This is a genomic window from Amycolatopsis sp. CA-128772 (assembly GCF_002904295.1).
GTDB lineage: Bacteria > Actinomycetota > Actinomycetes > Mycobacteriales > Pseudonocardiaceae > Amycolatopsis.
On the sequence record NZ_PPHG01000105.1, the window covers coordinates 1 to 20082 of the forward strand.

The window sequence follows — 20082 nt, forward strand, 5'->3', positions numbered from 1 at the left end:
GTGGTGGGCGGGATGCGGTAGGCGGGTGGGGTTGGTGAGGCGTGGTGGTGGTGACCGATTTTCGGGTCGAGCGCCGGCGCCTGCACTAAGGCGCCCCCGGCGCCGTCTGCCGGCGCCTGCGCGGTCCCCGGGCTGTGCCGACACAGCAAAGCGGCCGCCGATCGTAAGATCGGCGGCCGCTGTCGTGTGCGGACGGTCGTTAGGGCTGGCCGTACTGCGTGAGGTTGTCCAGCTCGCGGCGGATGGCGGCGGCAGGCACGACTTCGGCCGTGTCGCCCTTCGCGGTCGTGAGCGGCCTGGTGTCGCGCGCGAGTAGCGCGCGCAGGAAAGCGGCGACGGCGGCGGGTTCGTCGGTCGGGATCATGTCGGCGGCGGCTAACTCGCGGTCGATGTCGGCGAGAATGTCGGCGAAGGTACGCACGGTGGCGGCTCCTGGTTCGAGGTGGGGCGGGGGCACCCGGTCTCGGGTGCCCCCGCGTGTGGCGGGTGGTCAGGCGACGGCGGCGAGTTCGCGCGACGGCGCGAACGTGACCAGCGACGGCATGTCCCGGTCCCGGCACATCTCGCACCGGCGGTCACCGGTCTGTGCGCGCTGCTCGGCGGGGGTGCGTTCGAGGTTGCACGCCACGCACAACCCGCCCGGCGCGACCGGGAGCAAGGCAAGCCGGTCGTAATCCTCGTCGGACAGGGCGTAGCCGGTCAGGTCGGTTGCGGCGTCGCTGCTGTCGTCCAGGTCGGCGTGACGCTGCCGCTCCTGCTCGTAGAGGTCCACCGCGCGCTCGTCCTTGCGGACGAAACCGGCGGTCGGGATCGCCTGCTGAATCTGCCGCCACTGCTCGTCATACTGGGCTTCCACCTCCCCGATGACGTAGCGGCCTTCCGCCTTCTTCTCGATCGGCTCGCGCCCGGCCTTTGCCCTGCTCGTGGCCTTGGTCTTCGGCTTTGCCTCGGCGGCGGGCGTGGTCACCGGCGCGGTGCCATCGGCCGCTGCGGGAGGCGTGGCCGGTTCTTCGGTGACGGTGTGCTCCCCGGGCACGGGGCGTTGCGCGGACTCGGCTTCTCGGCGGCAGGCATCGGAGCAGTACCGCATCTCAGGGAGTCCGGCGAGATTGCCGTCACAGTTGCCGCACCGGTGGATGTCACCGGAGGTGGTTTCGGTGGTCTGCTGGCGGGCGGCGGTGCGGGCGCGGGCGTGGGCGGCGCGGGCCTTGCTGGCGTAGACGCACGTCAGGACGAGCGTGCGCAGGTCATCGGAGAGGCTGGGCCAGAGAGTGTGAGCGGTCTGGATGGCTTCGACGATGGCGGGGTGGGTGGCGCTGGGGTTCTTGAGCAGCGTGGCGCACGTGGTGAACGCGTGCTGCTGGCTGCCGCCGGTAGCGGCGTTGAGCCACCGCAACCCGTTGAGCGCGTCGGCGATACGCGGCGGGGTCTCGCGCAGCATCACCGTCACGTCGTTGACCTCGGTCACGGCGACGGCCCGGCGGGTCTCGCTGCTGTAGACGCACAGGTTGATCAGCTCGCGTTCGGTCTCGCCGTAGCTGTCCCACTCGGTGTGAGCGGTGCGCACGGCGGCGAGGATGTCACCGTTGATCGCGGCGTCGGTGTTGAGCAGGGTGGCGCACGCGGCGAGGATCGCGGGCGGGTTCTCGCCGCTGTCGGTGAAGGCGGCCCGTAGCTCGGTGAGGGCGGTCCGGACGCGCGGCGGCTGTGCCTGCAACGCCTGCACGGCGCGGGTGATGCTGGGGAGGTGCTTACGGTGAATGGTCGCAACCATAGTAATTGTCCTTGCTTGTTGAATGAGTTCGGTTTTCGGGTTTGCCGTCCCGATCACCTTGCAATGTCAATATTACCGCCCGACTGTCCTCTATTCCACTTGAAATAGGGTTTTCATGTGACTATTTCGGGCAATTCTGCGGGACTAGTTGGTGTCCCTTGTTTGATTTGCTGTCCGGCTCGCCTTCGGGTGGTCACGCGCGTGCTGACGGCGGTTGCAGGGCGCCGTGGTGCTGCTGGTCGGTGAAGTAGGGGTGACCACGTGCTGAGTGGGTGGTGGGTGGCCCCGAAGCGACCGGGGCAGGCCCCCGGCCTGCCCTTAATGCCTGACCTAGGGAGTAGGGGCCCCGAATGCAAGGGTGGGGCCTCGAAATATTTTTGGCCACGCTTTTCGGTCAAAAATATTTTGGGGTGCCCTTGTATTTGGGGGGACGACTGATACAATTTCGGGGCCACCCACCACCCGCGGACGCAACCGATCCATCTCACAGGTGCGTCCCTGCCGGTGCTCTGGAGCAGGCGGCTGACCAGCGGAAACGGTTTCCCCTGTGGCCGGCCACGGGTGTGGTGGCCTGCGGGTATGCTCGTCGTAGCGTTCCGCGGGCTTGCTTGTCCCTGAGTCGGAGCGTCAGCGGGCCGCCGCGAGTTTTGCCGCTCGCCACTTCGGTGGCGTGGTCCTCCGGGGCTGCTGCGGCGGTACCGCGCCTTTTCCTCGCTCGCCGGCTGTCGTCGTGAACACGGTCGACGCTGTCGGTCGCCTTGTCGGCGGTGCGAGCGCTGCCCCGCCGGTGTGCCGCGGTGACGCCGGTGCCGCGGGTAGCTTGGTGGATAGAACCGCAGCCCTCCCCGTGCGGGAGGTGCGTCATGGTTGAACGTCACACAACAGGTTCCAAGCGGAAGCGTCGGTCGTCGGCGACGCTGGAGCGGCTGGAGGCGGCGCGGCGTCGCCGCGTCGAGCAGTTGGAGCGCGAGCGCGAGAACGAGCGACGTGTTGATGCGGCGCTGGGCCCGTTCGCGGAGGCGGTGACGGCGATCGATGCGGTGGAGCGCCGGCGTGCGGACCGCATCGGCGCGCTGGGTGCGCAGCTGGAGCGGAAGCTGGCCGAGCTGGACCGTCAGCGCGCGGCGAAGGTCGCGGAGTTCGAGCGGTCGGCCGAGCAGGTCCGCGCGGATGCGGAGATGGAGATCGGCGAGTGGCGCGCGGTGATGGCGACGTCGGTCGCGGAGATCCGCGCGGCGGATGTGGGTGCAGCGGAGACAGCGGCGTTGCTGGGGATCTCGGCGAAGGCAGTGACCGCGTTGTCGCGTAGTGCTGCAGCCGCGTCGGACGTCGACGGCCAGAAGAGCGACGCGGACTCCACCCGAGCGGAAGCAGTGGACGCGGCAACTTCGGATGATGAGCGGGCTGTCGAGGCGCCCGTGGACGAGCAGGTCGAGCCATCCGAACGAGATTCAGGGGTGGGTGTTCTGGCGGACTGATTCGGCTGGGTACGCCGGGCACGAGAGGAGGGGCGCCGGCACCGTCTGGTGCCAGCGCCCCTCGTGTGGTGTCGGTAGGTCAGCGCGTCGCGGTCGGCTGGTCGGCCTGCTGCTGGGCGAGACGCCGGGCTCGGGGGGCCAAGGTGGCGCGCTTGCGGCGCTGGTAGTAGACGATCGTCGCGGCGATGCCGCAGCAGAACGCGATCCCGAACGCCCACTGGCTGGCAGTGCCGCCTTCCTCGGCGCCGGGGAAGTGCCCGATGAACAGGTAGCCAGGCAAGGTGACGGCGCCGAGGATGGCGCCGTGGCGGTAGCGGTGGGCGAGGTTCGGTTTGATGCGGTTGCGGCTGAGGTAGGCGACGCCGCACCCGATGAGCGCACCGAACAGGACGGCGCCGGGCAGGGCGAGCAGGCCGGCGGGGTCGGTGAAGGGCGTGACGAGGAGTCCGATGTAGCCGAAGGGCTGGATGCCGAGATAGAAGCCGGTACCTCCGGCGAGGACGAGCCCGGGGATCGTGACGCCGTAACGATTGCTCATGTTCCGAGCGTAGGGCGATTCTCCTACCCTAAAGGGTGATTTCCGGGCGAGGGCGCGGAGTAGCCGCTCGGGCGCGACGCGGCTGTTCGTTGGCGCATCGGATCGGGTGGACGTCGTGTTGTGGGCGGTGGGCATGGTGACCTTCGGGGTGCGGTGGTGTGGAATGGGAAAGGCCGGGGCCAGCCGTCAGGCTGGCCCCGGCCTTTGGGGTGGTGCCCGGCCGGAGGGGAAGTCCGGCCGGACACCGGCTCTCATCAGAACGGCGGCTCGTCGCTGAATCCGCCGCCGGCGGTCGCGCCGACCAGGTCGCGCTCGGCGTCGGCGCTCCACGGGTCCTCGGCCGGCGTGGCGCCGGTGCTGGTGACCAGGTTGGGGTTCACCTTGGCCTGGGTGGTCTTGGTGCTCTTGGTGACCTCGGCGGTGGCGTAGCGCAGCGACGGGCCGATTTCGTCGACGTTGAGTTCCAGGACGGTGCGCTTCTCGTCGTCCTTGGTGGTGTAGCTGCGCTGCTGCAGCCGGCCCTGGACCATGACGCGGTGGCCCTTGCGGAGGCTGTTGACGATGTTCTCGCCGAGCGGGCCCCAGGCGTTGCAGCGCAGGAACAGCGCGTCGCCGTCTTCCCATTCGCCGGTGGCGCGGTTGAGCTTGCGCGGGGTGGAGGCGACGGTGAAGTTGGTGACGAAGGAGCCGCTGTCGAAGAAGCGGCTGCTGGGGTCGTCGGTCAGGTTGCCGATGATGGTGATGGTGGTGTCGCCGGCCATGGTGGTCTCCCTGGTGCTCGTTGGGGTGTGGAACGCGGCGCAGCCTGAGCGCGCGGCGGCCGGGGGTCGCCGTCAGGCGACGTCCCCGGCCCGGCTCATCCGCCCGCGCGTGAACCAGCCGACAGCTCGACCGGGATCGCAGCTCGGCAGGGTGAGGGGGCTGGTTCACCCGGGCGGATCGGGCCGGGCTTCGGGGACGCACTGCCCCCGGCCGGGGTGTGCTTACCTTCGGGCGATCCACGACCCGGCGAGTCGGGCGAGGCCACCGCCCGGTGACACCGCCTGACCGTCGCACCACCACCCACGACGACCCCGAGCGCCTGGGCGGATCGTCGGCCTTCGGCCGATGCCCTCGCGCCGGGGCGGGTGAGCCGCGTGGCGCGAACAGCGAGCAGGGGCGGGCGTCATGCCTGTTCGGCCGCGGGTTCGCTGAGCAGCGTGTGGCGAGCGTTGGCGCTGGCGTTCAGGATGACGCCGTGGATCTTCGACGGCGCGATTGCGTGGCGGAGCATGGTCGTGAGCAGTACCGCCAGGGGCTGGCCGGAGTCGGCGTGCTCGAGCGCGATCTGCGCGCCGACTCCGTCGCCACGCAGGTAGGCGTGTATGCCGATGACGGTGGCGAGCCGGCCCGCGATGGGGTCGTCGCTGTGGCGCCACAGGTGCAGAATGAGGTTCTCGGCGGCGTGGCGCGTGGTGTTGTCGGGTAGGGCGAGCAGGGCGTCGCGGAATGCGGGCATGGCGAAGGTCGCGGCGAGATCGATGATGTCGGCATCGTCGGTGGGCAGGGTGCCTTGGCTGGCCGCGCGGATGGCGGTGTCGGCGCGGTCGAGCCGCGCGGCCGCGGCGGCCGGGCGGTGCTGGTCGGTGGTGGCGTCGGCGAGGGTGGTGCTGATCGGTTCCCGCAGGCGTTCGCGCACGTGCTCGGGGGCGGGGCTGAGGCGGGCTACCAGATCGCGACGGTCGGCGGCGATGATACGTCCTTCGGCCACGGCGGCGGCTGCGAACACGGTGCCGGCGGGGTCGGGCAGGACTCCGGTGCGTTCGGGGGTGCGGTAGGAGCGCCACCGGGCGTCGGCGGCGATGTCGGGCACGTGGACGACGTCTATGTCGGTGAAGCCGTGGCCGGTCAGGAGGGCGGCGATCGTGTCGGCGGTGTCGCGCTGTGGCAGTTTGGTGTCGTTTCCGGGGTTGGTGAGGGGGCGAATCATGGCGGCGACGACACCGTGGACGGGTTGGTCGCCGACCTGGCGCGCGAACGCGTCGACGGCCCGCTTGGGGTTGGTGACGACGTCGGAGAGGTCGGCGCGGATCATCGGTCCGACCATGCAGGTGCTGTCGGTGTGGTGGAGGGTGGACAGGAGGACCAGGGAGCGGCGCGGAACGAATCCGAAGAGGGCGGGCAGCCCGGCGAGCACGTCGCTGGTGCCGTCGATGGTGATCGTCATCGCAGGAAGGGCCTTTCGGAAGAGGGACACGGCGGGGGTGGCTGAGCTGTCGGGTCACTGGCCGAGTTCGGCGTGCAGCGTGTTTGCGGCGGTGTGGGCGATCCACAGCGGTGACGGCCGTTGGACGTCTCGTCCGGAGGCGGGGATGAATCCGTTGACCGCGACGCTCCAGAACTGCGGCCAGGGTTCGGCGTCGGTGCGTTCGCTGCGGTAGATGACGCGCACGTCCTGCCCGTCGGCACGTCGGGCGTGCGCGGTGATCCGGATCGCGACGCGCATCCGGTTGCGGCGTTGCACAGGCTCGTCGTAGAGCAGCGAGATCGGTGTCGCGGGCAGCGCGCGGCACAGCTCGACGAGGACACCGCGCGCGAGGTTCCAGGCGCCGTAGTCGAGGAGGCTGCCGCGGTGGGGGATGTTGCAGGCGACCGACTCGGGCAGCAGGTAGGAGCAGCTCCAGTCGTAGGCAGTGAGCCACAACCGGTCTTCAGACATGGTCGGCCACCGCCGTGTTCGCCTCGGCGAGCGCGCGGGTCACGCACTTGTCGGTGAAGCGGCGCCGCTCGTTCTGCACCTTCTCGGGCCAGGTGTGCGCGTCGGGTTCGAGGATGTTCCAGGCGGCGGTGAGCGCGGCGTCGGTGCAGCGCCCGTCAGGATCGAGGTGGGGGTAGACGGCTTCGACGACCCGGCGGGCCTCCGCGACCCCGGAGGGGAAGCAGGTGTTCCAGACTGCGGTGATGAACGCGGTCTTGTGCCGCCGGGTGCGGGCGAGGCCGTCGAGCCAGGTTCGGGGTTCCGGCGCGAGCCGGCGGCCGCCGAGTTCGGTTCCGATCAACCGGCACGCCCGGGCGTAGGCGGGTTTGGTGTAGTCGTACGGTGCGCTCTGGGCGGTGATCGCGGTCATGGCGTGCCTCCAGGTCGAGTGCGGGTGAAGCCGACCTTCCGGAGCACGCCCGTGGTCCTCGGGCGCCTGTCAGCTCGCGTGGCGTGGCGCGGGAGTCGCGCCCGAGGGCTCGGGTGTGCTGGGCTGGCGGCGGTCGTCCGCACCGGCCGGAGTGCCTGATCGCGGCTACGGTCGGTCGGCGGCCGGCGGGGAGGTGAGGCCGACTTCTCCTTCCAGCGCCTGCTGGGTCCGGCGCACGAAGTCGAGCAGTTCGGCCGGGGCGCCCTCGACGGTGACCACGGTGTCGTTGCGGTCATCGGTCAGGACGAGGGCGAAGTCGCCGTCGGCGAGCAGTTGGTCGCCGGCCTCGTCGCCTGGGCGTGCCAGCGTGACGTCGCATCCTGCGGGGATTCCGGCGTAGTCACTACTCATCGTGGGTCTCCTCGGATTCGGTAGCGTCGACGGGCGCTGTGGGCGAACCCGTGAGCGTCCGGTGCTGGGTGCGGATGGTCCGGAGCGTCTGCGGATCGGGTGCGGGGTAGGTGTTTTCGATGATGTAACGGATCACGGTGTCGACGTGGATCGAATCGTCGGTCGCCAGGACGGCCAGCGCGGTGCGCGTGGTGTCATCGAGGCGTTTGGTGTCGGTGTCGTGTTCGTGCCAGAGCCAGGTCTGGAAGAGGTATCGGCCGTCGGCGTCGGGGTGGAGGCGCTCGATGGCGGGACCGCGTGTCGGATCGGTGTCGTCATGGAGTGCGTCGTCGTCGGTGACGATCAGGTCGTCGCCGTCCCAGCGGAAGCGCAGATGGTCGGAGGTGGCTTCGACGGTGATGGCGATCCACTCGGTGACGAGACGACGAAACCGCGGTGTCACGGTGTAGTGGCGGCGGCCGTCTGCACCGTCGGCCGCGAACGTCGGCTCGCCCAGTTGCGCAGGGAAGTAAGGCTGGTCGTCACCGCATACCAGTCTTTCGTCGACGCGGAGAACGTCGGCGGGGAGGGCGTGCGGCTGGGTGTTGTCGGGCATCGGGTCACCTGCCTGTGTCTGAAGTGGACGAGGCGGAGTTCGGTTCGCGGGTCTCAGGTGCAGTCCAGGCCGCATCGGCGGCACAGCAGCGCGACACCGTCGGACGCCCTGCGGTTGTCAGGGTTGGGCTGTGGGGTGCCGGTGGCGTCGAACCAGAGTCCGGTGGAGGTCTGGTCGTCGCAGTCCTCCGGGCGCCCGATCGGCCAGGGGCGGTTCGGCACTTCGATGACGGTGCGGCCCGGGTGGACGTACTCCCGGGCCGTCGCGTCGCGTCCGTGCCAGCGAACCGGTTCGTCGCGGCGGCGCAGGACCCCTAGCCCGTCGTCAGCTGTAGTGTCCGCGAGCCGGCGAGAAGAAGCGGGCCCGGCGGCGCGGCCGAGAACGTCGGGCAGAGAAGGTGCGGACATCGGGATCTCCTCTCAGCGGGTGCAGAACGCGTGGTGGATGGCGCGGACGAGCGCGAACCGAGAACGGCGCCACCGGCAAGAAACCCCGGCGGGGTAGCGCAGTTCCGGCGGTGCGGGAGCCTCGCCGGGTGACCGTGCTGGTGGAGTTGTGCTGTCGTAGCGCGCATTCCACGGTGTGCGGTGGGTGCAGCGTTGGCCGTTGTCCCAGCGGATCGTGATCGACCAGTCCGGTTCGGTCAGGTCGCCGTCGCGGAACCGGATGGTGACGGTCTCGACGAGGTACCGGCGATGCCAGTACCCGTCCCAGTAGGTGCCGCCGACTTGGCGCGGGCCGATCGCGTCGAAGACCTCGCGCATTCGCTCGCGGTGACGCCACAGGCGGGTTTGCGCCGCGTCGAAGGCGCGTAGCTCGTGCGGCGGCGGTGCCCAGAGGCAGTCGCAGGGCTGCGGGTACCACGGTTCGGGCTCGTCGCCATCCGACGGCTCGATGGGTTCGTCGCGGTCGCTGACCAGGAATTCGCCGTTGCCGCCGCAGTTGCGGCAGCTGGCGAGTGCCCACAGCCTGCGCAGGTGGGTTTGGCGGTATCCCTCGGGAACGTGGATCGTCGGCTCCGTCATGTGCACCTCCGTGAACGGTCGGTCACCGGCGGACGGGGCCCGCCGGTGGTGAACGGGGCCTCGCGAGCACGGCGCGGCCCGGGCCGACCACCGCTGGACGGTGGTTCGGCGCTCTGGCAAGGTCCGGGCCGCGCCGTGCTTTTCTGGTGACCGGGTGCGCCGCGCGGCGTCCCGGCGAGGTCGGCAGCTGGCTACTTCTCTTGCGGCACGTCCAGGATCGGCACGAAGTGGGCGCAGACCACCGGTTGCCGTTGTCGGGCCTCGGAAATCACGATGCCGATGGCGTCGCGCAGGCAGGTGCGGACGGCGTGGTGGCTGGGACGGCGCGTCGGGTGGTGATGGACGACGACCGGGTCGAGTTGCCGCTGGCGTTCGCGGTGCTCGCCGGCCTGGTCGCGTTCTTCGACGCTGGACAGCGTGGCGGTGAACCCGATGTCGGCCTGGAGGGCGATGTTCAGGCGCGCCCAGGGGAGCCAGCGGTGGTCGGTCGACCGGCCGAGGTTCCAGTACGCGGTCGCGGTGTGGCCTTCGCGGCGGATGACGGGGTCGGGATGTGGCTCGATCATCGTGTCGATGACGGGATCGGCCGGTGCAGCAGGTTCGGTGTCGTGTGGGCGGACGTCGGTTTTGTGGATGGTGAAACCTGAGCCGGGGCGTTCGCCGGCGATGGCTACGCACATGCCCTGGTCTTGTACGACCGTGCCCGGCTGTTGCACCCCGTCCCAGGTGAAGTCGATGCGGTCGCCTTCGGTGTAGCGGTGCTGGAGCATGGGCAGCCAGCCCGCGGGGATCAGGTGGGCGGGGATGAGAGCCTTTTCCAGGTCGGTGCTGTCCGGTTGTCGCTGCCAGAGCCAGACCAGCTCCGGTGTGCCGGGGGTGACGGCGGGATCTGATGACGCGGTTTCGGGCATGGCGGGTCTCCTTCTCAGCGGATGGCGAGCTGCAGTCGGGGTGCCGGGCGGTCGGTGAGGATGCGGGGGTTTTCTTGGCCGGCGGCGATGCCGTCGCGGATGGTGGTGGTCAGTTCGCGGGCGTCGAAGTCGGCGACGCCGAGGTGGTTGCGAGCGGCGACTGTGAGGTGGTGGGTGATCGCGGCGGCGCTGATCCAGCCGTTGCCGTGCAGTTCGCCGAGTGCTGCGGCGGCGGCGTAGACGGTGATGTGGCGGTGGCCTTCGGTGGCGGTGGCGACGTTGCGGCACTCTGCGGTGACGGCGGCATGGACGTAGGCGCTGACCCGGCGGCTGGTCGCCGGCAGCGGCGGTGGCGGCGGATGGGCGGTTGGCGGGGGTGCAGGTGGTGGGGTGAGGGCGCAGACGAGCCAGCCGGGCAGGACCGCGACCGGAATGTCCCAGGTGATGGCGTAGGGCACCGGCACGCCGTGGACGACGGCGAGGGAGCCCGGGGCGGCGACGAGCGCGCCGGGTCCGCGGGTGTCGAGGTGCCAGCCGAGCCCGCGGCCGCGGGCGCCGACGGTGCTGCGCAGCCGCGATCCGGACGGCCGGGCGAAGTACCGGTGTTCGCCGCCGCGGGGGGTCGCGACGGTGAAGGTGTCCACCGGGTCGGGTTCGCCGGCCTGCTGGGCGAGCAGGGTGAGGACGTCGCGGCCGTGGGTGATGCCGCGGCGGGCCCAGTGGATGGGGATGAGTCCGTGGGCGGCGTCGAGGTCGAGCACGAGCAGACCTGCCGGGCCGCAGGCGATGCCGATGTTGTGCAGCGGGTGGCGGAGCCACCAGCGGCGGATGCGGTCGGGATCGCAGGTGGCTCGCTGCTGCCAGTCGGGAATGGCGGGCCGCTTGCTGCGAGGGGCGAGCGGGAACACCGGCCATCCGCGCCCGGCGGCGTCCAACGCGGCTGCCAGCAGTCCGGTGGTGGCGGGGACGAGCGCCGGCGTCGGCGCAGTCGTGGTGGTCATGGCACCAGCTCGGCCGAGACGGGGGCCGGGACGGGGTCGATGACCATGGCGGCGGCGTTGTCGGTGCCGCCGTGGTACCGGGCGGCGAGGGTCAGCCGGTTCGCACACGCAGCTGGGTCGCTGAAGGTGCGGCACGCGCGGATGAGGGAGGCGTGGGGGACGGGTTTGTGGACGCCGTCGGTGGTGAGGAGCAATCGGCGACGGGGCCCGGTCGTGGTGATGTGGCCGATGGTGCTCTCGTCGGCGGTGGCTACGGAGCTGGTGACGACGTTGTCCCGCCGGGCGGCCAGCTGCTCGAGGTCCTGCGGCCGGTCTCGGTAGTGCTCGGCGAGGCTGTCGCGTAGGTGTTGTCCTTCGGTGTGGTCGCCGGTGAGCTGGGTGAGGACGCCCGCGTCGGGGTCGTATTCGTAGGCGCGGCAGTCCCCGGCCCACGCGATGTCCCACCCGCCACCGTGCTCGCGCGGGCGTGGGGCGGCGACGACCATGACGGTGTCGCCGTCGTGGACGGCGGCGAGGGTGCCGGCGGCGGCGAGCAGCCCGGCGACCGCGCCGCGGTCGGCGGCGACGTAGGCGGCGGTGGCGGCCGCGCTGCCCGCGGCGTGCGCAGCGAGCTGGGAATCGCCGATGCCGTCGGCGACGGCCCAGCCGTGGCGGGTGCCGACGAGGGAGACGTGGGTGCCGGCGGCGTCGGCCTGGTGTGTGCGGCCACCGATGCGCAGTGCCGTTCCGGGCAGGTAGGTGGGGTGGTCGGCGGCGTAGCGGCGGTGGTGGCGGGCCAGGGCGCGGGCGTCGCGGTGGGATTCGGCGATCTCGGCCCAGCCGCACCGGCAGGTGGCGTGTGTCCAGCACGGGCCGGGCGGCAGCTGGGCATACGGCCAGACGGGGTGGTGCCCGGCGGCGTAGGTGCTGGTGCGGTGGATGGTGTCGAAGACCGGAGGAAGGTGCGGATGCATCGGAGGAACTCCGTTCGCCCGCGGGCTGGCGGCGAGCCCGGCGGGAGGCAAGGACGACGGGACGGGGCAGGAAGCCGGGGCGGGCCCGGCTGTAGTGCGCGGGCCCGCCCCTGGCGAGGAACCGGGTGCGGCGACGATCCGAGCGGCTAGATCGCGGCGCCGATCAGCTCCGCCTCGGCCTCGGTGTCCTGCTCGACCGGCTCCGAACCGGTGCCGCCATCGGCGGAGTCGGTCGCCGTGCCGTTCTGGTCGTTCGCGTCCGGGTCGTCGACGTCGTCGACCTCGGCGGTGGGGTCCTCGATCTCGGCGTCGTTCGGGACCTCGGCACCGTCGGCCTCGTCACCCTCGGCGCTCGTGCCGCGGTCGCTGGTGGGGTCGGTGGCGAGGTCGCCGAGCTGCGCGGCGATGACCTCCTGCTCGGTTTCCGGGTCGATCACCTTCCGCTCGACGTCGGAGGCCGGGTAGCCCCAGCCGATGATCGCGGCCATGTACGCCTTGGCCGAGCCCCACGGGGTGCGCCAGGTGTTGCGGGAGAGGTCCGCCTCGATCGCGCAGAGGGTGAGGAACAGGTCGTAGAGGGTGGCTTTCCCCGCGGTGGGGGCCTTGGCGACCTTGGCGGTCAGGTCGGCCAGCGTGGCGCCTTCCCGCAGGCCGAATAGCGTCATGGCCAGCGGGTGGTTGCGCTCGAACGCGCGCCGCAGCTCGTAGCCGCCGTGCGCCTTCTGCAACGCGAGGAACAGCTGCGCGCCCTGTGGCGCGGTCTTGCGCTGCACCAGCCCGGCCAGCCATTCCCGCCGCGGTGCTGCGGAGGCGTCCCAGTCCTTGTTGTTCTTGATCACCCACTTGCGGATGATTCGCGCCTTCTGGCGCTCGAGTTCGGCGGCGGCGTGGGCGGCGCGCGCGGCCGTGACCTCATCGGCCTGCTCGGCCGCGTCCTCGTCGTCGGACGATTCGTCGTCGTCGGATGTGCCGGGGCTGGTGGGCACGGGGGTGAAGTCCGCGCGGCCGGCCAGGGCGTAGCTGAGGGCGTGACCGTGGGCGAGGAAGTCGGCGCAGCCGTAGACGGCCACCGGGATCTGATTGCCCTGCTCGTCGTGGTGGTCGGTTTCGATCCAGGCGCCGTGTCCCGGGCAGGACGCGTGGTCCTCGACGGTCAGCTCCGTGTGGGGCTCATCCTCGGGGGTGGGGCGCAGCCGGTCCAGCGAGCGCGCGTCCCCGTCGTGCCCGGGCAGGCTCTCGTCGAAGATCGCGACGCCCGCGGCGGTCAGTTCCTCGGTGAGGTCCTCGGTCAGGGCCGCGAGCCGCTGCTTGTCCGCGCGTTCGGCGCGCTTGCGCTCGGCGAGCTGGGCGAAGTTGTTCGGCGCCGTCCGCGCGGTGAGGATGAGTTCCTTGGCCGTGTCGGTGTCGCCGGCTTCGTCGAATTCGGCGATGACCGCGGCCTGCAGCAGATCCAGGTCGTAGCGTTCGCTGGCCTTGAGCGCCAGCTCGCTCTGCCCGGCCTGCAGGACGTTCTCGACGTAGGACTTGCCCTTCCTGCCCAGCGCCAGCTTCCGGGCGATCCCGGCGGGCTTGAGGTTGAACGCGGCGAGCTGCTCCAGAGCCCGCGCGGTGTCCGCCAGCGTCAGGGACCTGCGGAAGGCGGGGTCGTTCTCGATGAACTGGTTGACGATCCGCTCGATGGTGGCCTTGCGCTCGTCGGCCGGCGGCGGGGTCTTCATCCACACCGGCACCGTGCAGCCGGCTTCGCGGGCGTTGAGGACGCGGCGCTGCCCTTCGGTGACCACGATGGCGCCGGTGTCGTAGTCGCGGTAGCCGTTGACCGCGGTCTTGACGCCGTGGATCTTGAAGTTCGCCGTGGTGTCCTCGTCGGCTTCGGCGTTGTCGGTGCGGACGTTCTCGGCGAGCAGCACCTTGTCCGGGTCGGCCCGGACGATGGTGTCGATCTCGGCGTCCCACTGCGCGTGCAGCGCCGCGCTTTCGGTGTCGGACAGTTCGTCGAGCGGGGTGTCCTCGACGCCGGTCGAGGCCGTGTCGCCGTCGGGAGCAGTGTCGATGGTGGCGGTACCGCCCGGGTCGTTGGTGGGGAGGTCGGTGTCCGGTGTGGCCGTCGGGTTGTCGGTGTCGCGCTGGGTCAGCAGATCCATCGTGCTGGTCACGAAGGCGCTCCTTCACACGGGCCGGCCGGTCACCGGAACGAATCCGGTGACCGGCCACGAACCCCGCACCACCGTCTTCTCCATCACCGCGTCGTGGTGGAGAAGAGGCGGAGTGCGGGCGTCCCGGTCGGGACGCACTCGCCCAAGCGGGGCCGCCCGCGTCGGCGGCAAGCCCGCCCCGACCGCACGACCGAAAGCAGAGATCGTCACCGGGCGGGCTTCCGCCGACGCCAGGCTCCGCTAGAGTGCGTCGGCCCGACCGGAACACTCGCACCCGCTTTCTCCACTGCAGCAACACTTTCCTCATCTTCTGCCTAGCCCCATTGCACCGGCTTGCCGCCAACGGGCTCTTGCCCCACAACTCACCTCCCGTTGCAGCTCACCTGGGAGCCGGATTTCGCAGCAGGCCCAGCATTCCGCTGCGGTGGGAGAGCGTCAGCCAGATATCGGCGATGTCCGGGTTGCGCACGGCTGTCCAGGTCGGCACGTGTCCAGGCCAGCCGCAGGCACCGCGCAGCGGTCCGGGGAGTAATCCGGCCCTGCCGGATCGCGTCGTTCAGCTCGCCCACGGCGTTGGTGGGAAGGCCGGCGACGGCTTTCGTGTAGTCGATCTCGGCGGTGGGTTCCGGTGCGGCACCCCACCGGTAGCGCGCGCGGTCCCGGGCTTGGGCGACGCGCTCCCGCAGCGACTCCAGGGACGGCAGCGACGGATCGGGCTCGGCGACGGTGACCTCCCGCAGGAACAGGTCGACGCGGTCGAGCAACCACAGCGGGATCCGGGCAAGGTAGCGCGCACGCTGCGCCGCGGTGCAGCGGCACTCTTCGATCCGGACGCAGCCGGAGGCGCAGTCGCGGGCGGTGAACACCATGCGGGCCCCGGCCGGGCGCGTTTCGGCACCTGCCGCGGCGGTGATGCCGATCGTGCCGTTCTCCAGCGCCGGACGCAGCACCTCGACGATGCGGGCGGAGAACTCGGGCAGATCCTCGACGGTCAGGACACCGCGATGGGCCAGCGTCAGCAGTCCCGGCCGGCTCAGGGACCCGGCTACTGCGGCGATGGTGTCGTCTGGGTGCAGGGCAGCGGCAGGTGGCCGGGTGGGCGCTTCGTTGCCGGGCCAGGGGTGCTCGGCCAGGACGTGCCACATGCTGACCTTGAGTGCCTCGGTGTCGGTGAGGTCGGCCATCAGCGCCCGGATCAACCGTGGCAGCAGGAGGACCGGGGTGCCGGGGGCCGCGACGTGCAGGGTGTGGTGACCGCCGGCGGCGGCGACTGCGGCGGCCCGGACCGCCGTGGGCGACAGCCGGGCCCAGGCTTCAGGCGTCCACGGTGCGGTAGGCGATGCTCCGTCGCGCGACTCGGGCCGCTGGGTCTGGTTGGGTCCGCTTCGCAGCCAGCTGACCAGGTCATTCACCCAGGCGAGGGGAACGATGGTGAGGCCGGGGACGGCGCGGGCTTCGGCAGCGTTGGCGGCGGGCACGACCAAGTGGGTGAACCCGGCCGCGGCGGCCGCGATAGCCCGAGTCCGCACGTCGGGGACCGGCCGGGCGGTGCCGTCGAGACCGAGTTCGCCGATCAGTGCCGTCGCGGTCAGCCGCCGCGCTGGCACGGCTTCGGTGACCACCAGCGCCGCGGCCGCGGCGGCGAGATCGACGTCGGAACGCGGGTGCGCGGCGGAGGCGGTCAGGTGCACAACACCCTCGGGCCACGCCAGGCCGCTGTTGCGGATGGCCGCGCGCACCCGGTCGCGGGTCTCGCGCGAGACCGCCGGGCAGAGGCCGTGCACGCACAGCGTGGCGTCACCGACGCCGAGATCGGCGCGGATGTCGACGATCCGGGCCTGGGAGTCGTCGAGGGTGACCACACGGGTAAGAGCGTCCATGGCATCGTCCTTCCAGAGAGAAGAAAAGGACTCCGGCGCCAGGTAGGGCGCCGGAGTCGGGGTGTGTGCGGCGGCTGCAGCGCCGAAGGTCAGCGGCAGCTGCCGGGCGCGGTGTGGCCGGCGGCGGCGCGTTCACCGACGAGCGCGGCCAAGGCGAGCGCGTTCTCGACGGTGGCGTCGATGCTGAACCGCACCCGCCGCTGACGGTCACGCCAGAACGGCTGCAGCACCTGCGCCGTCGCAAACAGCGGCTGACCGTAGGCACCGACCGACACGGTGTTCGCTCCGGCCGCCGGGGTGGTGCCGAATCCCGCCCCGACCGCGGCGAGAACGCTGGAGAGGACGGCGGCGTCGCTCGCGCGCCGGTGCGCCAGGTCCCGGGCCGCCGCGATCAGCTCGACCACGTCCGGGATCAGCCGCCGGGCCAGGTCCTTGCCGACCGCGGCGGCGGGCCGGGCCCGCGCCACGGTCACCGACGGCCGGACCATTCCGGTGGGCTGATGGGGACTGAGCTCGGAGTCCAGCCAGGCTTCCGGCACCAGGCGGGTCCGTTCGGCGCGGTAGGGGACGGTCACGCTGATCCACCCGCCGTCGGGGCCGATGAGCGCGGCGTCCTCACCGACACGGCGGGACGTGACGGCGCGCCACGGCTCGCCGAGAACCTCCGCGACCGCACGCAGATACGACATCAAGTCATCCGACATCTCCTGGGGTTCCTTCCGATCGCAGGGTGTGCCGATCCGGTTGCCGGTGCCGTGGTCGCGGCGGACCTGGCGTCCCGGATGGGCACGTCGTGGAGTCGGTGACACCGCGGACCGGCGTCACGGCGGGTTTGCACCTGGGCCGCACTGCCGAGCAGCGAGCGGCCGCCGTGGCCCCGGTCGGCGCTACCGTGGGTCGCCGGACGCGCCCGACCGATCGCCGGCTGCTGTGGTTGGCTGGGTGCCGGTGCGGCGAGCGGCGCGTGCGGCCTCGACACCGGCCTGCCAGCGGCTCCACCGGCGCCCGGCTTGGCGGGCCTTGAAGTGCGCGATGTTGTTTGCCGGGATCCCGACCGGCGTCGGCCCGAGCACGGCCAGCAGGTCGGACTCTTCTTGGGAGTGCCAGCCGGCGGCGGTGATGGATTGTTCGTCGGGAAAGACGTCGGCGACTCGATCCACGGTCGGGTCCAATGTGGAGTCTTGGGTTCCGCCGTAGGAGTAGACCCACCAGAAGTTCCGTGGCGGGTTCGGCTCGACCAAATCTCGGAACGCCGCGACTTCCTTGGTGTAGGCATAGAAGCGGGTGCGTTGGCGGGCGCGCATTATCTCCAGCCAAGCCGTGAGGTAGGCGCGGGAGTAGAAGTCGCCGCTGTCGTGGATTCGCACCCATGCGTCGATGAACCGCTTGTGCGACAATTCATCCAGCATGGTGTGCTGCCAGCCGGGTAGGTCGTCCATGGTCCAGCGCAAGTTCTCCTGGTGGCGTGCTTTCACCTGGGGGAAGAGGTAGGTGCCGTTGCGGGCGTAGCAGGCTTGCGCACAGATTCCGGCCGAGGGGCAGGCATTGTAGTTTCGGCCATCGGGAAGCTTGCCCGCGAAGGCGGGTAGGGACCAGTTCCAGATCCCGAGCCGTTTCAGTTCGCGGTTCTGTCGCAGCAGCGTCATTGTGTCCACCGTCCTCATGCCACTCGATGCATGGGGAGGCCACACCAAGATCCGGTTCCTTCCACTGTACACGCGCTATGCGACGGCCATGAGACTCCGGCAGCAGACGGCGTGGACTGTCCTATCCAGATTCACCAGCCGGTTATCAGGTCAGTTCGGCGGGTTCGCGACGACGGGATGCCCACGCCGATGATGTCCACGCCGGCGGCATCTCGGCCAGGCAGTCGCGCGGCGTGGCCGGCGGCGGTGCGCCAGCTCGGCGGACTCGGCGCGGTGCCGGTCGAGCGCGGCCAGGACGTGCCCGTGTCCAGCCAGCGCCCACGCCGGGATCTTGGTGATCGCGGCGAGGTGCCGCAGGTTCTGTTCCAGGATGGCGACGTAGCCGGACAGGTCGGTGGAGTCGAACGTGCCGAACCGCGTTTCCGGGCTGTCGGAGTGCAGCAGCCGGTCTGGGCCGATCGGTGGCTCTTCGTCGTGGTCGAGCTCCAGCCCGGCGGCCCAGCGCTGGCGGTGCGCGCCGTGCTCGCCGGTCGTCATGAGCAGGAAGGTCTGGTAGTTGAGCCGGTCCTGAATGTCGAGGACTGGCGCGACCACGCCGGGGCTGTCGGCGTCGAGGTCGTCTTCGTCGAGGAACCGGACGACGGGGCAGACGCCCAGGCCGTGTTCGGCGTGGTCGAGGTAGGCCGGGCCGTCGCCGGGGTCGTTCTCGGCGAGGGTGTAGACGGCCTGGTCGTCGAAGAGCCGGTAGACCTAGCGCGGCCCGTGCGGGGTCCAGGACGTTTTCCGCTGGAGGGCGTAGACCGGCCACGGATCGGCGTCGTCGGCGTAGACGGCGGTCATGTTGCGCGGGGATACGTCCCGGATGACCGGGGTCGTGTCGCCGGGCAGGACGGTGGTGTAGGACCAGCCGTATTTCAGCGTCGCCCGGTGCACTGCCTGGCGGCGCGTCAGGCGTTCTGGTTCCAGTGCGACCAGCCTAAGGGCTCGTCCGCCTGGTCGTCGCCGAGCGCGCGGTAGCCGTCCACGAACAGGTTCTGCGCCCCGGAGCTGCATGAGCAGGCGGCACCAGTTCGTCCGCGACCGGTCGAGTAGTCAGCGGTACGCCCGCCACGCGGAGCGGGGCGCGAACGGCAGATCGTGGTCACCCTAAACGTAGCGGTGAATCCGGCTGTTGCGGGCTTGCTCGGGCCAGACGGCTTCGCTGCGGCGTGCGATGTCTGACGCCTGTGATGGGGGGAGGGACACTCGCTCAACCCCCTCCATCAGCGGTTTTGGTTAAGCTGTGATGACCATGTTGATCGTCCAGAGGGGGACGGATGGCTATTGCGGAAACGCTCGTGACAAAGGCCATGAGCGAGAACTTGTTGCAGAAGACGGTTTACGTACTGGTCGGTCTTTGCTCGACACTGTGGATGGGCTTTGCGCTATGCGCGCAAGTCACTGCGCCGGTCACTATCGCCGAACGCGTCGGCATCTACTTGGGTTTTGACCGGGCCGCTGCGACGCTTGCGCCGGTGGCCAGCTGGTTCAGTGAGCCGAGTCATCTGCCGCTCCTCATTGGCGCGGCTGCGGTGGCTGGCGTGCTGTTCAATCTTGGTGGCGCGCGGACGGTGCCGATCCACGCGAACGCCCCGGCAATAGCGTGGATCTTCTTTCTGCCAGCTGTGCAGGGAGCTGGATTGTTGACCGCGGCTAGCGTCTGCCTCGGGCTAAGGGATGTCTCGTAACCCCGGCATCGGGGCGGGTGAGTCGTTGTGGTAATTGATCATGTCGTGGTGCAGGTGATCACAGCGTCGCGGCCGGAGTGGATTGCCCCGTTCACCGGGCTGGAACCCGGTCAGTTCCGCAAGCTGGTGCGGCTGGTCGTCAAGCGGGGCGGAGACGAGATCGCGGACGGCCGCCCGGGCCGGCAGTGGGCGTTGCCGCTGGCCGACCGGGTGCTGCTGGTGGCGACCTATTGGCGGACGAACCTGACGATGCGCCAGATTGGGCCGTTGTTCGGGGTGTCGCATTCCGCCGCGCACCGGGTGATCGACACGATCGGTCCGCTGCTGGCGCTGGCGCCGGTCCGTAAACGCCGGGTGGATGCGGTCGCGATCGTGGACGGCACCTTGGTCCCCACGCGGGATCACCGGCTGGCGACCCCGTCGAAGAACTACCGCTATTCGGCAAATGTGCAGGTCGCGATCGACGCCGAGACCCGGCTGGTGATCGCCACCGGCGACCCGCGACCGGGCAGCCGCAACGACTGCACCGTGTACCGCGACTCGGGTATCGCGGAGGCACTCGCCGGTCGGCCGGTCATGGCCGATGGTGGTTATCAAGGTAATCCCGAGGTGGTCATGCCGTATCGCAAACCCCGTGACGGCAGTGAATTGCCGGACTGGAAGGAAGACCTCAACGCGACCCACCGCAAGGTCCGGGCTCGCGTCGAGCATGTGCTGGCCCGGATGAAGAACTTCAAGATCCTCCGCGACTACCGTCGCGCGGCGAGCACGCTCGCCGACACGGTCTCCGGCATCGCGAACCTGCACAACATCCTCCTCACCGACTGACCGCAACACCAGCCCCACCAAACCACAACACGAGTTACGGGACATCCCTTAG

At 70.5% G+C, this 20082-nt stretch carries 23 protein-coding genes; 3 read left to right on the plus strand and 20 right to left on the minus strand.

From position 1 onward, the window contains the following. Window positions 1–199: 199 nt before the first annotated feature. Window positions 200–421 carry a hypothetical protein gene (locus C2L59_RS46130; RefSeq protein ID WP_103355925.1) on the minus strand — a complete coding sequence of 74 codons (222 nt, stop codon included), beginning with the start codon at window positions 419–421 and terminating at the stop codon, window positions 200–202. A gap of 69 nt (window positions 422–490) precedes the next feature. After that, on the minus strand, window positions 491–1831 hold the full coding sequence (locus C2L59_RS46135) for a hypothetical protein (RefSeq protein ID WP_146060544.1): 1341 nt from the start codon (window positions 1829–1831) through the stop codon (window positions 491–493). Window positions 1832–2637: 806 nt separating this feature from the next. Here C2L59_RS46135 and C2L59_RS46140 point away from each other — a divergent pair. After that, window positions 2638–3252 (plus strand): hypothetical protein, encoded by a 615-nt coding sequence (locus C2L59_RS46140; protein WP_103355927.1) that lies wholly within the window; start codon window positions 2638–2640, stop codon window positions 3250–3252. 79 nt (window positions 3253–3331) lie between these two features. Here the strand turns inward: C2L59_RS46140 and C2L59_RS46145 are convergent, their stop codons facing one another. The 18 genes from C2L59_RS46145 to C2L59_RS46230 all read right to left on the minus strand — a co-directional run bounded on the left by C2L59_RS46145 (window position 3332) and on the right by C2L59_RS46230 (window position 18408). Continuing rightward, entirely contained in the window at window positions 3332–3790 is a 459-nt protein-coding gene (locus C2L59_RS46145; protein ID WP_103355928.1) for a hypothetical protein, read from the minus strand. Window positions 3791–4044: 254 nt separating this feature from the next. Further along, window positions 4045–4551, minus strand: coding sequence for a single-stranded DNA-binding protein (locus tag C2L59_RS46150; protein ID WP_103355929.1), 507 nt, complete (start codon window positions 4549–4551; stop codon window positions 4045–4047). 404 nt (window positions 4552–4955) lie between these two features. Further along, window positions 4956–5996 carry a DUF4192 domain-containing protein gene (locus C2L59_RS46155; protein WP_103355930.1) on the minus strand — a complete coding sequence of 347 codons (1041 nt, stop codon included), beginning with the start codon at window positions 5994–5996 and terminating at the stop codon, window positions 4956–4958. Window positions 5997–6050: 54 nt separating this feature from the next. Continuing rightward, entirely contained in the window at window positions 6051–6488 is a 438-nt protein-coding gene (locus tag C2L59_RS46160) for a hypothetical protein (protein WP_103355931.1), read from the minus strand. Further along, window positions 6481–6897: a hypothetical protein gene (locus C2L59_RS46165; RefSeq protein WP_103355932.1), complete on the minus strand. Its 417-nt coding sequence runs from the start codon at window positions 6895–6897 to the stop codon at window positions 6481–6483. The genes C2L59_RS46160 and C2L59_RS46165 overlap by 8 nt, the downstream gene beginning before the upstream one ends. Before the next feature lie 165 nt (window positions 6898–7062). Beyond that, window positions 7063–7308: a hypothetical protein gene (locus C2L59_RS46170; protein ID WP_103355933.1), complete on the minus strand. Its 246-nt coding sequence runs from the start codon at window positions 7306–7308 to the stop codon at window positions 7063–7065. Next, the gene (locus C2L59_RS46175; protein ID WP_103355934.1) at window positions 7301–7903 is read right to left on the minus strand and encodes a hypothetical protein; all 603 of its coding nucleotides are present in this window, start codon (window positions 7901–7903) and stop codon (window positions 7301–7303) included. The genes C2L59_RS46170 and C2L59_RS46175 overlap by 8 nt, the downstream gene beginning before the upstream one ends. A gap of 53 nt (window positions 7904–7956) precedes the next feature. Then, entirely contained in the window at window positions 7957–8310 is a 354-nt protein-coding gene (locus C2L59_RS47330) for a hypothetical protein (protein ID WP_146060545.1), read from the minus strand. A gap of 12 nt (window positions 8311–8322) precedes the next feature. Continuing rightward, window positions 8323–8928: a hypothetical protein gene (locus tag C2L59_RS46180; RefSeq protein ID WP_103355935.1), complete on the minus strand. Its 606-nt coding sequence runs from the start codon at window positions 8926–8928 to the stop codon at window positions 8323–8325. A gap of 191 nt (window positions 8929–9119) precedes the next feature. After that, window positions 9120–9839 (minus strand): hypothetical protein, encoded by a 720-nt coding sequence (locus tag C2L59_RS46185; protein WP_103355936.1) that lies wholly within the window; start codon window positions 9837–9839, stop codon window positions 9120–9122. 14 nt (window positions 9840–9853) lie between these two features. Continuing rightward, the gene (locus C2L59_RS46190; protein WP_103355937.1) at window positions 9854–10840 is read right to left on the minus strand and encodes a bifunctional DNA primase/polymerase; all 987 of its coding nucleotides are present in this window, start codon (window positions 10838–10840) and stop codon (window positions 9854–9856) included. Continuing rightward, complete coding sequence (locus C2L59_RS46195) at window positions 10837–11793, minus strand: PP2C family serine/threonine-protein phosphatase (RefSeq protein ID WP_103355938.1); 957 nt, start codon at window positions 11791–11793, stop codon at window positions 10837–10839. Before C2L59_RS46195 ends, C2L59_RS46190 begins: the two co-directional genes overlap by 4 nt. 146 nt (window positions 11794–11939) lie before the next feature. Continuing rightward, window positions 11940–13949, minus strand: a complete 2010-nt coding sequence (locus tag C2L59_RS46200; protein WP_103355939.1) for a hypothetical protein — start codon at window positions 13947–13949, stop codon at window positions 11940–11942. 362 nt (window positions 13950–14311) lie between these two features. Continuing rightward, window positions 14312–15829 carry an ATP-binding protein gene (locus tag C2L59_RS46205; protein WP_103355940.1) on the minus strand — a complete coding sequence of 506 codons (1518 nt, stop codon included), beginning with the start codon at window positions 15827–15829 and terminating at the stop codon, window positions 14312–14314. A gap of 89 nt (window positions 15830–15918) precedes the next feature. Then, a complete protein-coding gene (locus C2L59_RS46210; protein WP_103355941.1) occupies window positions 15919–16533 on the minus strand; it encodes a hypothetical protein in 615 nt (204 codons plus the stop codon). A gap of 183 nt (window positions 16534–16716) precedes the next feature. Further along, window positions 16717–17475: a hypothetical protein gene (locus tag C2L59_RS46215; protein ID WP_233224094.1), complete on the minus strand. Its 759-nt coding sequence runs from the start codon at window positions 17473–17475 to the stop codon at window positions 16717–16719. A 150-nt stretch (window positions 17476–17625) separates the two neighbouring features. After that, complete coding sequence (locus C2L59_RS46220; protein ID WP_103355943.1) at window positions 17626–18069, minus strand: hypothetical protein; 444 nt, start codon at window positions 18067–18069, stop codon at window positions 17626–17628. A 156-nt stretch (window positions 18070–18225) separates the two neighbouring features. Next, on the minus strand, window positions 18226–18408 hold the full coding sequence (locus C2L59_RS46230) for a hypothetical protein (protein ID WP_103355944.1): 183 nt from the start codon (window positions 18406–18408) through the stop codon (window positions 18226–18228). Window positions 18409–18791: 383 nt separating this feature from the next. Between C2L59_RS46230 and C2L59_RS46235 the strand changes: the two genes are divergently transcribed. Further along, window positions 18792–19202, plus strand: a complete 411-nt coding sequence (locus C2L59_RS46235) for a hypothetical protein (protein WP_146060546.1) — start codon at window positions 18792–18794, stop codon at window positions 19200–19202. Between the two features lie 48 nt (window positions 19203–19250). Then, window positions 19251–20030 (plus strand): transposase family protein, encoded by a 780-nt coding sequence (locus C2L59_RS46240; RefSeq protein ID WP_103355946.1) that lies wholly within the window; start codon window positions 19251–19253, stop codon window positions 20028–20030. The last annotated feature ends 52 nt before the right edge of the window (window positions 20031–20082 follow it).